This is a genomic window from Castellaniella sp. UC4447_H14, from assembly GCF_052978285.1.
Map to the genome: position 1 here is coordinate 3,058,981 of NZ_CM129666.1, position 13,161 is coordinate 3,072,141.

Consider the following 13,161-nt stretch of genomic DNA (forward strand, 5'->3'; position numbering starts at 1 on the left):
AACATAACATCCGCCTTTCGGCAGTGTGGACAGAGGTCGAAGGCGGTCAAGGGGTGGACGGCGGATGTGCGATGGGCGCGGACGAGGGTGGGATGGACAGCGTCGGCGGCTGCGGGCGGCGCGATGCCTGCGCAGCAAATAGTGCCACAGCCGGTAAAAAGGCCAGGAGTCAGGGCGGTTTAGCCTTCCTTGCCTCGGGCACAGTAATTGCTGCGCCGCTGCCCAACCAGGAGGCAGCATGCAGACCACACGCGGCGGACATGTATTCGATCTCGGTCCATCCCCTTCGGCGGAACACGGAAACGGACCTCCGGCCGCCAAGCGATTCACACGCCGACAGTTCGTGCACCTGGCCGTCATTCTTCCGACGGCGCTGGTTTTGCCGGCCTGGGGTGACGAGGCGCCGCGGCCGGCGTTATCGCGAATTTTCTTTACCAACGACGAGTACCGTTTCATCGTGGCCGCCACCGGGCGCCTGATTCCCGGCGACAGCAAGGACCCCGGCGCCGTGGAGGCCCAGGTGCCGTTTTTCATTGACCGGCAACTGGGCGGACCCTACGGCCGGGCAGATTCCTGGTACATGCGCGGACCCTGGGCGAAGGGAACGGAACAACAGGGTTATCAGCTTCAGCAGACCCCCGCACAGCTCTACCGGCTTGCCATTGCAGCGGTGGATGAACATTGCCGCCAGCAGTACCACAAGCCTTTTGCCGATCTCTCGCCCGAACAGCAGGACACCGTATTGCACGGCCTGGATGAGAAGAAGATCGATCTGGGCAATGTGCCTGCCGTCGCCTTCTTCTCCATATTGTGGCAGAACACCCAGGAAGGCTTCCTCGCCGATCCCATGTATGGCGGCAACCGCAATTTCGTGGGGTGGGACCTCATCGGATTTCCGGGCCCCCGATACAACTATGTGCACGAGATCACGCAGTACGGAAAGTCGTACCCCTACCCGCCCGTGGGCATCATGGGCCGGGACGGCACGCGGCTGAATGCCGACATCTGAGGAGAGACCATGGCGACCCGATTGAATTCAGTGGATGTCGTGCTGGTCGGCTTTGGCTGGACGGCATCCATTATCGCGCAGGAGCTGACGGACGAGGGTCTGCAGGTGCTGGCGCTGGAGCGTGGGGTGGACCGCGCGACCGTGCCCGATTTTTCGACGGCGCACATTCAGGACGAACTCCGGTATGCCGTGCGCAACGGACTGTTCCAGGCTCCGGTGCGGGAAACTTTGAGCTTTCGCAATACCCGCGACCAGACCGCGTTGCCCATGCGCCATCTGGGATCGTTTCGTCCTGGCGCGGGTGTGGGCGGTGGAGGGGTGCACTGGAACGGACAGACCTGGCGCTTTCTTCCCGAAGATTTCGTATTGCAGTCCCATACGAAAGAACGCTATGGCGCCAGTTTCATTCCCGAGGACCTGACGATTCAGGACTGGGGGGTCACCTACGACGATCTGGAGCCCTACTACGACCGCTTCGAGTATCTGTGCGGGATAGCGGGCAAGGCGGCCAACGTCGCGGGGCAGCGCGGGAAGGAAGGCAACCCGTTCGAAGCCAATCGGCGGCGCGACTATCCGCTTCCGCCGCTCGAGCGCAGCGCGGGGACCCTTATGTTCGACAAGGCGGCGCGCGAGCTGGGCTATCATCCGTTTCCGGCACCGGCGGCCAACACGTCACGGCCCTATCTGAACCCGTTGGGCGTGCAGATGGGGCAGTGCACTTATTGCGGCTATTGCGAATGGTTCGGGTGCGGCAACAACTCCAAGGCCTCGCCCCAGTCCACAATTCTGCCGGTCCTGCTCAAGAAAGACAATTTTGCGTATCGCACCGGCTGTGACGTGACCCGGGTGCTGATGGACCGGTCCGGAAAGAAGGCTCGCGGAGTGATGTATCGGGATCGCGAGGGCCGCGAGTTCGAGCAGCCTGCGGAACTGGTCATTCTCTGCGCCTTCGCTCAGCACAATGTCCACCTGCTCCTGTTGTCGGGCATCGGCCAGCCCTACGATCCCGCGAAAAATTTTGGCGTGGTGGGCCGCAACTATGCCTACCAGATCACGTCGGCCGTCCAGGTTTTTGTCGATGAGCTGATAAACCCGTATATGGGGGCGGGGGCACTCGGCCAGGCCATCGACGATTTCAACGGCGACAATTTCGACCACGGGCCGGAGGGTTTCATCGGCGGTGGCTACCTCGCACTGTGGACCACCGGCGGGCGTCCCATCCTGCAACATAGCCTTCCCGAGGGGACGCCCACATTTGGCGCCGGGTGGAAGAAGGCCATGGCGGACAATTATCTGAAGAACGTCTCCATCGCCACCCATGGCAGCGTGGTGAGCCACCGCGAGGCCTACCTGGATCTGGATCCTACCTACAAGGATATCTATGGGAATCCGATGTTGCGGTTGACCTTCGACTTCCACAAGAACGACTACAAGATGTCCGATTATCTGACGGGCAAGGCCGAGGGCATCGCCAAGGCCATGCGGCCGCGTTCCATCAGCGTCAAGAAACGCAAGCCGCCCTACAGCATCATCCCGTACCAGACCACCCACAACACCGGTGGAGCGGTGATGGGGGACGATCCCCGCACCAGTGTGGTCAATCGCTATCTGCAGAGCTGGGACGTGCCGAATGTGTTCGTCGTGGGATCGTGCAATTTTCCGCAGAATGCGGGCTACAACCCGACGGGGACGGTGGGCGCGCTGGCGTTCTGGGCGGCAGACGCGATTCGCAAGATGTACCTGAAGCATCCCGGACCCCTGGTCCAGGTCTAGGGAGATTCTCATGAACGTGAACAAACCCATGATGGTCACGCTTGCGGCGCTGTCCGGAAGCCTGATCTTCGCGGCAGCCGCCTGCGCACAGACCGACGACTACGTGAGCATCCAGCGGGGCCGTTATCTGGCGGCTGCCGGCGATTGCATTTCCTGCCACACCGTCAAGGGCGGCAAGCCGTTCGCGGGGGGCTACCCGGTGGAAACCCCGTTTGGCACGATCTACTCCAGCAACATCACGCCCGACGTGGTGACGGGGATCGGCAACTGGACGACGGACGACTTCTATCGGGCGCTGCATGAAGGCATACGCAAAGACGGCAAGCCCATCTATCCGGCCTGCCCGTATCCGTGGTTCACCAAGATGACCCGGGAGGATGTGAACGACATCAAGGCCTATCTGAATACGTTGGAACCTGTACGGGCTATGCCGCCCGAGAACCATTTGATCTGGCCCCTGGGCTGGCGCGAACTGGTGAAGGGATGGAATCTGCTGTTCTTTCACGAAGGCAACTACCAGCCCGCTCCTGACAAATCCGACCTGTGGAACCGGGGTGCCTACCTCGTGAACGGACCGGCGCACTGTGCCGCCTGCCATACGGCCAAGAACGTATTGGGCGCCACGGATGACGATCATGCGTTCGAGGGCGGCGAGGCCGGAGAGAGCTGGTTCGCGCCCGGTCTTACGGGCCAGGAGCGCGACGGGCTGGGCAGTTGGTCCAAGGAGGACATCATTCAGTATCTGAAGACCGGCGCCAACAAGGATACGGCCAGTGCGGGCCCCATGACGGAAGTCGTCATGAACTCGACGCAGCACATGTCGGATACCGACTTGCTGGCGGTGGCGACCTATCTGAAGGATTTGCCGTTTCAGGGCGCCGAGGGCGACAAGGCCGAAAAGACCGCGGCCGTCAGCAGCGACTCGATGACGCGCGGCAAAGGCCTCTACGTGGATCAGTGCATGGGGTGCCACATGGCGGATGGCAAAGGGCAGCCGCACGCGTTTCCGCCGTTGGCGAACAGTTCCCCAGTGCAGGCGAGGAATGCGGAATCGCTCATCCAGGTCGTATTGGGCGGCGACTTTATGGCTGATCCCCCATCTTTGCCGACCGGGCTCGCGATGCCGGCATTCGACTGGAAACTCAACGACCAGCAGGTGGCCGACGTGCTGACGTATGTACGCAATAGCTGGGGCAATCAGGCGCCTGCCGTGTCTGCCGACGATGTGGGAGACGTTCGCAAGGATTTCCACAAGTACGGACCGCGCTTCAAGCGCATGCTGACGCAGTCGGAGCATTGAGCGGATCGATACCATCGGCGGGCATGGGAATTGCTGAGTTCACTCCATCTCTGAACTTTTATGCCTGAGGAGGCCATCATGATTCGATCCCGATATCTCAAGATGTGGACCGCGGGCGCCGCAGCGCTTGTTCTGTCCGCTTGCGTGGCGCCTTATCAACCCTCTGACCATGGCGGTCCGGGGGAGTCGATCACGGCATCGCCCCCGCCGACTTATTACCGTGGCACGGAGAGCGGGATGGCCGTCGTGAGCCCCAACGATGCCGCCATCAACGCCAACGTCGTCAGCGCCGTGTCGGCGGTTCCCGGCATGCAGACTTCGAATATCCAGGTCGGGACCTTGAATGGAATTGTGACGCTGCGCGGGACGGTCAGCAGCCAGGCCGCCGCCCAAAACGCGGTGCAGGCTGCCCGCCAGGTTCCCGGTGTGCGCAGCGTCGATTACGACCTGCAGGTGATGTAGAGAAAGGCCCCGCCCGAACTCTATCCGGTGCGGGGCCCTTCCACTTCAACGCTGCTGTGGGACGGGAGGGTAGGGCGGCCTACCACTCATACCGGTTATCGGTTTCCCAGGTCTTGATTTGCCGGTCTACGTCGTCCTTCGTCATGCCGTAACGCTCCTGGATCCGGCCGACGAGCTGGTCGCGCTTGCCGTCGATGACATCTAGATCGTCATCGGTGAGCTTGCCCCACTGTTCCTTTACCTTCCCTTTGTATTGGAGCCAGTTCCCCTTGATCGTATCCTTGTTCATGCTGCTTCTCCTTGCTGTGAAAAGTTAAAGATCAAGATATCCCCAGCAATTACCGTGCCCGAGGGCCCCCGCCTTCAGTCCTCCAGCAGCGCGTGCAGCATCCACGCCGCCTTCTCATGCAGGTCCAGCCGCTGCGTCAACAGGTCGACCGTGGGCTGATCGTTGGCCTGGTCCGCCACTTCGAGCGCCTGGCGGCCAGTGCGGGCCGCCGCTTCATGGCCATCAACGAGGATGCGTATCATCTCCAGGGCCTTCGGCGGCTGGGCAGGGACGTCCGGCAAGGTGCTCAGGCGCCCAAAATCGGCATAGGATCCCGGCGCCACGAATCCCAGCGCGCGGATGCGCTCGGCGATCGGATCGACGGCGTTCCAGAGTTCGGTGTACTGCTCCATGAACATGGTATGCAGCGTGTTGAACAGCGGGCCGGTCACATTCCAGTGGAAATTGTGGGTGGTCAGGTACAGTGTGTAGGTGTCCGCCAGCAGCGTGGACAATTCCTTGGCGATTGCCGCCCTGTCGGTTTCCGAGATGCCGATGTCCATCTGCCGTCCCTTGCGGGTGACCGTTTTCCGGGTTGCCATAGTCAGACTCCTTGCTGTCAGGTATTTTGGAAATGCGGCTCGCTCCAGGGACTCTCGAACATGGCACAACGCCGCCTGTCCGGCAGCGGTTCAGAGGCCCCTGGAAGTGGTGCCCCTGAAACAAGTCTACTGGTTCCGGCCAAAAATACAAAAGCCATTATTATTATCAATTCGATAGTCAGAGACTATTAATACAGCGGCCTCACGCGTATTCCTCGAGCGGTGACCGCCCGTAGCGTCTGCGTGCTGGCGAATCGGTCACCCGGTGCGGTGGGGGCCGGGCAGCGGCGCCTCGGCAGGCGCGGCATGGCATTTGCTGCACGGGACTGGAAGCGGCGCGCCCTTCCGGGCGCGCAGGGGCCGGTCGGCTCGCCGGTCGGCGGCTTCAGTGCGACAGGAGATGCAGATGCCAGCGAAATCACAGGCCCAACAGAAAGCTGCCGGAGCCGCGTTGTCGGCCAAGCGCGGCGAGACCAGCAAAAGCAAGCTGAAGGGCGCGTCGAAGTCCATGGTGAAATCGATGTCCGAGAAGGAATTGGAGGAACTCGCCTCCACCAAACGCAAAGGCAAACCGGAACATACATCCGACGATTCTGATGACTGAGGATGGGCGCAGGATGATCGCCGCCTGATCTGTCCGGGGGCTTTCGGGACGAGCTCCCCGTCATCCCGCAGGAGGTGGGTGCGCCGGTTTCAATTCTCGGGCACGCCATTTGCTCTTTCCGGCCGCCGCAGCTGGGCCGGGAGAGGGACTTTTGAACGAACGATCGCTTTGGGAAAAACTGCTTGAGGATGTTCGGCTCAGGCTTGAGCAGGAGCCAGTGGATGAGGATGCGATCGCGAGGCTGCTCCGGGACCAGGCGCCCGCCGAGGTGGCGCTGGTGCTGGAAGGGCTGGACCCCGCCGACGCGGTCAAGGCTTTCAATACCTTGCAGGACGCATGCGCGGCGCATGTGCTCACTCTTCTGGCGCCCGAACTGACCACCACGATCACGGCGACGCTGGCCCCAGACCGATTGGCCGGCTTCATTGATCAGCTGCCGAGCCGGGACGCCGCCGTGCTTCTGTCGGATCAATCGAAGCGGGCCATCGAAGAGAGTACCAATGCCGGCCTCATCGGGGCCGATGTCGTGCGCGAGGCGGCCCAGCAGCAGTGCTATCCCGAAGGAACCGTCGGCCGCATGATGACGCAGCATTTCGTGCGGCTGGATCCAGCCATGACCCTGCGCCAGGCGCTGGCTCAGGTGCCGCGCAGCGACCCCAAGAAGGAGCTGCCCAACGACATGCAGGTGGTGCGGCAGGAAGAGGTCTCGGGCCGCACACGAGAACGCTTGTTGGGAGTCATCTCGATTCGCGACGCATTGATGCAGCCCGGGGACCGTTTGGTCGCCGACGCCATGGAAGAACAGGTCGTCTGCGTTTCGGTCGACACCGAGAGCACTTCGGCGGCCCGCTTGTTGTCCAAGCACAAATTTCTTTCGCTGCCCGTGACCGACAGGGACGGTTTCCTGGTGGGCGTGGTCCCTCAGGAGGACCTGATGCAGGTCACGATCGCCAAGCTGTATGAACGGTATTGGGGAGCCGTGGGTACCGACGCGGCGGCGATGGAAGCCATGTCGCCGGTGCAGGCGGCAAAAACGCGCCTGCCCTGGCTGTTTGGCACGATGGTGATCGAAATGGCCGCCGCTTTGCTGATTGATCAGTTCGATGCGATTCTCAAGCAGGTGATCCTCCTGGCGGCCTTCATGCCGGTCATTTCCGCCGTATCGGGGAATGTCGGGCTGCAGGCCACTGCCATCACCGTGCGCAAGATCGACATGGGGACCACGAGCACCAGGGCCGCGATGGCGACGGTGGTCAAGGAGGTGCTCACCACGGTGATGATGGCCGTCGCCTGCGGCGCCGTGTTGGGCACCATCGGCGGCTTCTGGTCGACGCATTTCATGTTCGGGGTGGTCATCGGCGTGGCGTTGACCTGCTCGATGGTGACCGCTGCGTTCATGGGAACCTTGTTCCCCATCATTTCCAAGAGGATGGGCTTTGACCCCGCGACCACAGCGGGCCCGTTCGAAACCGCGTTCCAGGACGTCATCGGGTTCGGGGTGTTTCTCGGGATGGCCACGCTGCTTTCCGCCCATCTCTGACACGGCGTTCGGTAGAATGAGGCCCTTTTCTTTCGAGCGCGCTCATGTCCGGATCCGAATCGCGGGTGGCACCTTCCACGACGGCACGTCGTGGCCTGTTCTGGCTGGCCATCATCCTGATGCTGGTGGCCTTGAACCTGCGGATGATCTTCCCCACCCTGTCCGTGCTGCTGCCCGAGATCATTCAGCAGACCGGGATATCATCCGCCACGGCCGGTTATTTGACGACCTTGCCGGTCTTGTGTCTGGGGGCTTTCGCGCCGTTTGCGCCACCGTTTGCCCAGCGGTTTGGCATCGAACGTACCGTACTGGGAGCGCTGTTGCTGCTGGCCGTCGGAACGGCGCTGCGGGCCTGGCCGGGTTTGCCCGGCCTTTTTTTGGGATCGGCGCTGGCGGGTGCTTGCATCGCGGTGACCAACGTGCTGCTGCCCGCCTTGGTCAAGCGCGATTTTTCCCGGCACGTTGCGCTCATGACGGCGCTGTACACCGTTGCGCTCAATGGCGGGGCGGCCTTGGCGGCAGCGGTGACGCTGCCGCTGGCCTATCATTTTGGCGATTCCTGGCGGGTGGGCGTCGCCGTCTGGGCGTTGCCGCCACTCGCCGTGGCCGCGGTCTGGGGCCTGCGGATCCGGCACCGTCCGGCGGCTTCCGGTCCCAAGCGTTCAGCGGGCGACATGCGGCGTCTTTGGCACAGCCCGCTGGCTTGGCAGGTCACGCTGTTCATGGGGCTGCAGTCTTCACTGGCCTATAGTGTATCGGGCTGGCTGGCGCCGATTCTGCGTGAGCGCGGCCTGGATGGGACGCAGGCGGGCCTGGTCACGTCGGTGTGCATTTTCATGAATGTTCTCGGCAGCCTGCTCCTGCCGTCGCTGATCGCCCGCTTCCATGACCAGCGCCTGCTCAGCGTAGGCCTCAGCCTGGTGGCCGGCTTGTCGCTTGTGGGCGTGTTGTTCGCGCCGCTGGGCACTGTCTGGCTCTGGGCGGTGGTGCAGGGAATCGCCCAAGGGGGCTTCTTTGCCATGGCTCTCACGCTCATCGTGCTGCGCTCTCCCGATTCCCATGTCGCGGCCCATCTATCCAGCATGGCCCAGACGGTGGGTTACCTGGTGGCCTCCGGGGCGCCTCTGCTGATTGGCCTCATCAAGAGCTGGACGGGGCATTTCGGCGCATCCGGGTGGCTCTTCGCGGCGGTTGCCGTGGGGGGATGCCTGAGCGGCCTGGGCGCTGGCCGGGCCCTGCACGTCAAGGCCGGCTGATCCGATTCGGGGCACCCAAGGCGGGACGCTGCCGGGGCGCCATCCTCCCGGTCGTGCTCCTGTTCTCAGAACCCGAGTCCGATGGCCAGAATGCCCGCCAGCAGACCCATCGCCAGCACACCGGCGACCAGAATCGCCAACTCTCGAGACCGGAATGAGCGGGCCACCATGAAAAGCGACGGCAGGCTGACGGGGGGCAGCGTCACGAGCAGGGCAGCGGCCGGTCCTGCGGCCACGCCGAGCGAAAGTAGCCCCTGGACAATGGGGACCTCGCCGGCGGTGGGGATGACGAACAGCAGTCCCGCGACAGCGGCGGCCGCGATCCATAGCGCGCTGTTGTCCATGCCCCCGTCCATCACCGGGAAAAGCCAGGCGCGGGCGGCGCCCAGCAGCAATACCAACACGAGGTATTCCGGCAGCAGGCGCAGCGCCATGCCCGTGAAGGCCCGGGCCCAGCGCCGCAGGGCGCGGGCGGCATCCAGCGCCGGCCGGACTGTCGCCGAAGAGCAGGGGGGCTCGTCGGACATGGCAGGGAGGGTTCCGTCTGTCCGGCCCGTATGGTTGAGCAGCCATCCCAGTCCGACTACCATGACGAGCCCCACGACGAGCCTGAGCCCGACCCAGTGCCATCCCAGCACGAACCCCATGAACACGAGTGTGGCGGGATTCAGCATGGTATTGCCCAGCCAGTAGGCCGCTGTGCTCCCCGGGGCCGCGCGGCAATCCCGCAATCCGTTCACGACCGGCGCCGAGCAGCAGGTGCACATCATGCTGGGGATGGACAGCAGGGTGCCCGCCAGAATGCTGCCGGTGCCCGAGCCGCCGAGCCAGCGCCGGATCCAGTCCGCAGGCAGGAGGGCCTGCATCGCGGAGCCCAGTAGCAGGCCCAGCAGCAGCGCCTTCCAGATGGCCGCCCCGTAGGACATGGCATAGCCCAGTGCGGCCTGGAAAGAAGGGGGCGGCAGTTCTCCGCCCGGTCCGGCCAGGATCGACTGGCCGATGGAATGCGTTTGGGCGGCCACGAAGGCGCGGTCGTAATAGGGCGACCATTTGACGGCGAACAGGCCGATCAGTGCGATCAGCAGAAAAACAGCAATTCCCCAAGCGGGATGCAGGGCGTGTCGAGTGCTGGCGGAATGAGTCACAACGGATTGTCTGGGGGTGGAACGCAGGCGAAATGTTAACCCCATTGTGTCCCGGCGCTACGATTGGTCATTCCTCATACCATGCGTAGCAATATCACTGTGGACGACTGCCTACACTGAATGGCCGTTTCCGCCCGTCGGTAATCGGAGGTTTCCGTGATGCGCTATCGGGCGGATGTACTGTTGGAGGTTTTGAAAAAGATGAAGAATATCCTTTTGGCGGCTCTGCTCGCCGCAGCGTCCGTGCCCGCCGTAGCCCAGGTCGGTGTGTCCATCAGCGTCGGCGAGCCCGGCTTCTATGGCCAACTCAATATCGGCGGAGCGCCTGCCCCTGAACTGATCTATCCCCAGCCCGTGGTCGTGGCCCCAGCGCCTCAGTTCGTAGGTGCCCCTCCGATCTATTTGCGCGTGCCGCCCGGCTATGCCCAACACTGGAGCAAGCACTGCGCGCGGTATGGCGCCTGCGGCCGCCCCGTTTATTTCGTGCGCGATGACTGGTACGTCAACCGTTATGTGCCGTATTACCGCGGGCACCGCGGCGAGTATGCGCGGGTCCATGAGCGCGGACCGGAGCGCGGGCACGGAGCCGAATACCGGCACGATCATGGCCACGGCCATGGCGAAAGCCACGATCACGGGCGGTACGGGCATTGAATCCGCTTATGTGATTTCGTGACATGCGTGTCAGTTGGTGTGAAAGCAGGGCGGGCGGCGGAGCTGTCGAAGGGCCGCCGTACGCCTGTGAATAGACCCGTTGAGGCATGCCAACCGGGCGCGAAATTGTTACAGCTTGAGCGACGTATCGCAGGGCGGCGATGATACCTTAAAAGCAGCCCCGGTAGCAGTAGGGATAATCACGATGAGGAGAGCCCATGCTGTACTACGCAGTAGTCTTTTTCATCATTGCACTCATCGCCGGTTTCTTCGGCTTCTTCGGTGTTGCGGGTTTGGCTGCAGAGATCGCCAAAATTCTGTTCGTCATCTTCGTCATACTGTTCATCATTTCGCTGATCTTCGGTCGGCGAAGGGGCTGACGCGCAACCGCACAGGCTGGCGGGGGTCTGCCTGCCAGTTCTGTCCAGATTCCATTTTTGAGAGGGATAAAACACTATGAAAATCGCCCGTCAAATTGCATTTTCCGTGGTCGCCGGTCTGGCAACCATCACCCTGGTCGGATGCTCGGTGGCCAACAAGCAGGAATCCGTTGGCGAATATGTGGATGGTTCCGTCGTGACCGCGCAGGTCAAAGCCAAACTCGCGAACGATCCCGATACTTCGGCGTTGGACATCAATGTGAAGACCATCCAGGGCGGCATCGTCCAATTGTCGGGCTTTGCCAAGTCCCAGCACGAGAAGAACCGTGCCGCCGAACTGGCACGCACCGTGAAGGGCGTGACTGAGGTGCGCAACAACATCACCGTGGTGCCTTGAGCGCCGGCGTCCTCGGCTTCGTCCGACCCTACCCCCGCGTCCGCGGGGGTTTTTTTGCACTACAATCCGTCCCGCTTCACTTCCGAAGCATGCTAGGGGTGCCGCATCAGCGGCTGAGATAGTCCCTTGGAACCTGATTGAGATCATCCTCGCGCAGGAAAGCATTCATGAAAGCACATACACTCGGCATTCTCATGCTGGGCAGCTTGGCCTTTGGCGCCAATACGGTTGCTCACGCGGACACTTCCTTCAATCTTTCCACTGTCTCGCTCTACAAGAGCAGGGGCGTGGACCAGGACGGGCGCGACAAGGCATTCCGGCCGGCCGTGCAGGGCGGCGTGGATTATGCGTCTTCCAGCGGCCTTTACGTCGGCAACTGGAACTCCACGGGTCACTTTGGCGACGCCCGCGTAGAGATGGACCTCTACGGTGGCTACAAGGCACAGATCAACAAGGACTTCGGGCTGGACGTGGGCTACATCCACTACCTCTACCCGAACGAACGCTCCTGGAACGATGGCGAAGCCTATGTCGGCCTCAGCTACCGTCAGCTCACCTTCAAGGCCTATCGCGGCATGCTCGCCAATGTGAACGAAGGCAACCTGTACTACCAGCTCGCATATTCATATCCGCTCACAGGGGCCGTGAGTCTGAATCTGGGGCTAGGCTACCTGGACTACCAGACAGAAGGCCTGAGCAACAAGACTGACTACAGCGCGGGTCTGAGCTATGCGTTTGCGAAGCACCTCACCGTCTCCGGTACGGTCGCCGGTGCCAATCACCGCGATCAGGTGGACGATGGATCGCGGGATACGCGCTTCATCGTAGGGCTGGGCGCCACGTTCTAGGCTCCCGGTCAGAACGCGTAGCTGCCTCCGATCGAAGACCGCATCTGCGTCTTTTGCTGGACGAGGGGGCTGTTGGCCGCCTCGCCCACGATCCGGCTGGTGCCAATGGAGCCAGTCAGGTTGAGGCGGTCGGTGACCGCATACTTCGCCCCGACGCGCAGCGATACGTCCTTGATCCCCGACGACGGCGCGTAAGCATCCACGCCGGAGTTCGCTGAGGCATCGGGGGACACTCCGAAGTAGCTGTCCATGTACTTCTGGTTGGCCCAACTGGTCGCCACGCTGGGGGTCAGCGTGAGCGCGGCGGTGGCGGCATAGGGATAGGACAGGCGGGCGTTGAGCAGCATCCCTCTGTCCTGGTGCGTTACAGCCTGGGTGGCCGACAGCTTCAGCACATACTCGGCCAGCCGCGTGGAGACAAACGCATGGGCCCCCACCGCGTCCGGCAGACCGCCGACGCCGTGGGGCATATCGTCCTGGTCGTAGCCCCACATGATGTTGGCTCCGACGCCCAAGGTCAGATTCGGGGTCTGGACCAGGTTCAGCCCCACGCCATCTCCGGTACTGTCATAGAAACCATCGCCGGTACGCGCGAAAAAGCGCCCCGACTGCGCATTGATGGCCGGAAATGGACGCGCCCTGTAGTCCCGCGCACCCTCATAGCTCGGCAGCACCGTCATCCCTCCTCCCAGCGCGATCTGGTCCGGGCCCTCGGCGCTTGCGGCGCCTGGAACAGCCAGGCCGGCCGCCAACAACGCGCAGGCCAGCAAAGTGGAACAGAGCCCCGTGCGGGCTGGGGCGGCAGGACGGCGCATGGAGAGGCCTCCGTGACATAGGTAAGGTTGTGTGACCGCATCCTAGTCCTCCCGGTTTCCGCCCGTCAAGCGCGGCATGCGCCCGTGCTCGGGCCTGCGGCGGCCATC

At 62.7% G+C, this 13,161-nt stretch carries 15 protein-coding genes and 1 riboswitch; of the genes, 11 read left to right on the forward strand and 4 right to left on the reverse strand.

Features of this window, described 5'->3' with window-relative positions; all coding sequences use genetic code 11:
* The first annotated feature begins 238 nt into the window (after positions 1 to 238).
* From ACVCMJ_RS14720 to ACVCMJ_RS14735, 4 genes are all read left to right on the forward strand, one after another.
* Positions 239 to 1,009, forward strand: a complete 771-nt coding sequence (locus ACVCMJ_RS14720; protein ID WP_447082141.1) for a gluconate 2-dehydrogenase subunit 3 family protein — start codon at positions 239 to 241, stop codon at positions 1,007 to 1,009.
* 9 nt (positions 1,010 to 1,018) lie between these two features.
* Complete coding sequence (locus ACVCMJ_RS14725; protein WP_447082142.1) at positions 1,019 to 2,782, forward strand: GMC family oxidoreductase; 1,764 nt, start codon at positions 1,019 to 1,021, stop codon at positions 2,780 to 2,782.
* A gap of 10 nt (positions 2,783 to 2,792) precedes the next feature.
* Positions 2,793 to 4,082 (forward strand): cytochrome c, encoded by a 1,290-nt coding sequence (locus tag ACVCMJ_RS14730; RefSeq protein ID WP_447082143.1) that lies wholly within the window; start codon positions 2,793 to 2,795, stop codon positions 4,080 to 4,082.
* A gap of 78 nt (positions 4,083 to 4,160) precedes the next feature.
* Positions 4,161 to 4,544 carry a BON domain-containing protein gene (locus tag ACVCMJ_RS14735; RefSeq protein WP_447082144.1) on the forward strand — a complete coding sequence of 128 codons (384 nt, stop codon included), beginning with the start codon at positions 4,161 to 4,163 and terminating at the stop codon, positions 4,542 to 4,544.
* 79 nt (positions 4,545 to 4,623) lie between these two features.
* Here the strand turns inward: ACVCMJ_RS14735 and ACVCMJ_RS14740 are convergent, their stop codons facing one another.
* Positions 4,624 to 4,833, reverse strand: coding sequence for a CsbD family protein (locus tag ACVCMJ_RS14740; protein ID WP_447082145.1), 210 nt, complete (start codon positions 4,831 to 4,833; stop codon positions 4,624 to 4,626).
* 74 nt (positions 4,834 to 4,907) lie between these two features.
* Positions 4,908 to 5,414, reverse strand: coding sequence for a Dps family protein (locus ACVCMJ_RS14745; RefSeq protein WP_447082146.1), 507 nt, complete (start codon positions 5,412 to 5,414; stop codon positions 4,908 to 4,910).
* 406 nt (positions 5,415 to 5,820) lie between these two features.
* Here ACVCMJ_RS14745 and ACVCMJ_RS14750 point away from each other — a divergent pair, with 406 nt between their 5' ends.
* The 3 genes from ACVCMJ_RS14750 to ACVCMJ_RS14760 all read left to right on the forward strand — a co-directional run bounded on the left by ACVCMJ_RS14750 (position 5,821) and on the right by ACVCMJ_RS14760 (position 8,814).
* Positions 5,821 to 6,018 carry a DUF3008 family protein gene (locus ACVCMJ_RS14750; protein WP_447082147.1) on the forward strand — a complete coding sequence of 66 codons (198 nt, stop codon included), beginning with the start codon at positions 5,821 to 5,823 and terminating at the stop codon, positions 6,016 to 6,018.
* 151 nt (positions 6,019 to 6,169) lie between these two features.
* Entirely contained in the window at positions 6,170 to 7,558 is a 1,389-nt protein-coding gene (locus ACVCMJ_RS14755) for a magnesium transporter (RefSeq protein ID WP_447082148.1), read from the forward strand.
* Between the two features lie 44 nt (positions 7,559 to 7,602).
* The gene (locus ACVCMJ_RS14760; RefSeq protein WP_447082149.1) at positions 7,603 to 8,814 is read left to right on the forward strand and encodes a CynX/NimT family MFS transporter; all 1,212 of its coding nucleotides are present in this window, start codon (positions 7,603 to 7,605) and stop codon (positions 8,812 to 8,814) included.
* A 65-nt stretch (positions 8,815 to 8,879) separates the two neighbouring features.
* On the opposite strand, the gene ACVCMJ_RS14765 is transcribed toward ACVCMJ_RS14760, so the two are convergent.
* On the reverse strand, positions 8,880 to 10,004 hold the full coding sequence (locus ACVCMJ_RS14765; protein WP_447082150.1) for a permease: 1,125 nt from the start codon (positions 10,002 to 10,004) through the stop codon (positions 8,880 to 8,882).
* Between the two features lie 156 nt (positions 10,005 to 10,160).
* Here ACVCMJ_RS14765 and ACVCMJ_RS14770 point away from each other — a divergent pair, with 156 nt between their 5' ends.
* The 4 genes from ACVCMJ_RS14770 to ACVCMJ_RS14785 all read left to right on the forward strand — a co-directional run bounded on the left by ACVCMJ_RS14770 (position 10,161) and on the right by ACVCMJ_RS14785 (position 12,238).
* Positions 10,161 to 10,613, forward strand: a complete 453-nt coding sequence (locus ACVCMJ_RS14770; RefSeq protein WP_447082151.1) for a hypothetical protein — start codon at positions 10,161 to 10,163, stop codon at positions 10,611 to 10,613.
* Positions 10,614 to 10,831: 218 nt separating this feature from the next.
* A complete protein-coding gene (locus ACVCMJ_RS14775; RefSeq protein WP_447082152.1) occupies positions 10,832 to 10,993 on the forward strand; it encodes a DUF1328 domain-containing protein in 162 nt (53 codons plus the stop codon).
* 76 nt (positions 10,994 to 11,069) lie between these two features.
* Positions 11,070 to 11,390, forward strand: coding sequence for a BON domain-containing protein (locus ACVCMJ_RS14780; RefSeq protein WP_447082153.1), 321 nt, complete (start codon positions 11,070 to 11,072; stop codon positions 11,388 to 11,390).
* An 84-nt stretch (positions 11,391 to 11,474) separates the two neighbouring features.
* A riboswitch (TPP riboswitch) is annotated at positions 11,475 to 11,567 on the forward strand.
* On the forward strand, positions 11,558 to 12,238 hold the full coding sequence (locus tag ACVCMJ_RS14785) for a TorF family putative porin (RefSeq protein ID WP_447082154.1): 681 nt from the start codon (positions 11,558 to 11,560) through the stop codon (positions 12,236 to 12,238). (Overlaps the previous riboswitch by 10 nt.)
* A gap of 8 nt (positions 12,239 to 12,246) precedes the next feature.
* Here ACVCMJ_RS14785 and ACVCMJ_RS14790 read toward each other — a convergent pair whose 3' ends face one another.
* The gene (locus ACVCMJ_RS14790) at positions 12,247 to 13,053 is read right to left on the reverse strand and encodes a MipA/OmpV family protein (RefSeq protein WP_447082155.1); all 807 of its coding nucleotides are present in this window, start codon (positions 13,051 to 13,053) and stop codon (positions 12,247 to 12,249) included.
* Positions 13,054 to 13,161: the final 108 nt, after the last annotated feature.

Coding starts and splice junctions, on each gene's coding strand:
- ACVCMJ_RS14740 (WP_447082145.1), bottom strand. CDS start 4,833: ATGAACAAGGATACGATCAAGGGGAACTGGCTCCAATACAAAGGGAAG.
- ACVCMJ_RS14780 (WP_447082153.1), top strand. CDS start 11,070: ATGAAAATCGCCCGTCAAATTGCATTTTCCGTGGTCGCCGGTCTGGCA.
- ACVCMJ_RS14750 (WP_447082147.1), top strand. CDS start 5,821: ATGCCAGCGAAATCACAGGCCCAACAGAAAGCTGCCGGAGCCGCGTTG.
- ACVCMJ_RS14765 (WP_447082150.1), bottom strand. CDS start 10,004: ATGGGGTTAACATTTCGCCTGCGTTCCACCCCCAGACAATCCGTTGTG.
- ACVCMJ_RS14725 (WP_447082142.1), top strand. CDS start 1,019: ATGGCGACCCGATTGAATTCAGTGGATGTCGTGCTGGTCGGCTTTGGC.
- ACVCMJ_RS14790 (WP_447082155.1), bottom strand. CDS start 13,053: ATGCGCCGTCCTGCCGCCCCAGCCCGCACGGGGCTCTGTTCCACTTTG.
- ACVCMJ_RS14730 (WP_447082143.1), top strand. CDS start 2,793: ATGAACGTGAACAAACCCATGATGGTCACGCTTGCGGCGCTGTCCGGA.
- ACVCMJ_RS14775 (WP_447082152.1), top strand. CDS start 10,832: ATGCTGTACTACGCAGTAGTCTTTTTCATCATTGCACTCATCGCCGGT.
- ACVCMJ_RS14745 (WP_447082146.1), bottom strand. CDS start 5,414: ATGGCAACCCGGAAAACGGTCACCCGCAAGGGACGGCAGATGGACATC.
- ACVCMJ_RS14785 (WP_447082154.1), top strand. CDS start 11,558: ATGAAAGCACATACACTCGGCATTCTCATGCTGGGCAGCTTGGCCTTT.
- ACVCMJ_RS14770 (WP_447082151.1), top strand. CDS start 10,161: ATGAAGAATATCCTTTTGGCGGCTCTGCTCGCCGCAGCGTCCGTGCCC.
- ACVCMJ_RS14760 (WP_447082149.1), top strand. CDS start 7,603: ATGTCCGGATCCGAATCGCGGGTGGCACCTTCCACGACGGCACGTCGT.
- ACVCMJ_RS14720 (WP_447082141.1), top strand. CDS start 239: ATGCAGACCACACGCGGCGGACATGTATTCGATCTCGGTCCATCCCCT.
- ACVCMJ_RS14735 (WP_447082144.1), top strand. CDS start 4,161: ATGATTCGATCCCGATATCTCAAGATGTGGACCGCGGGCGCCGCAGCG.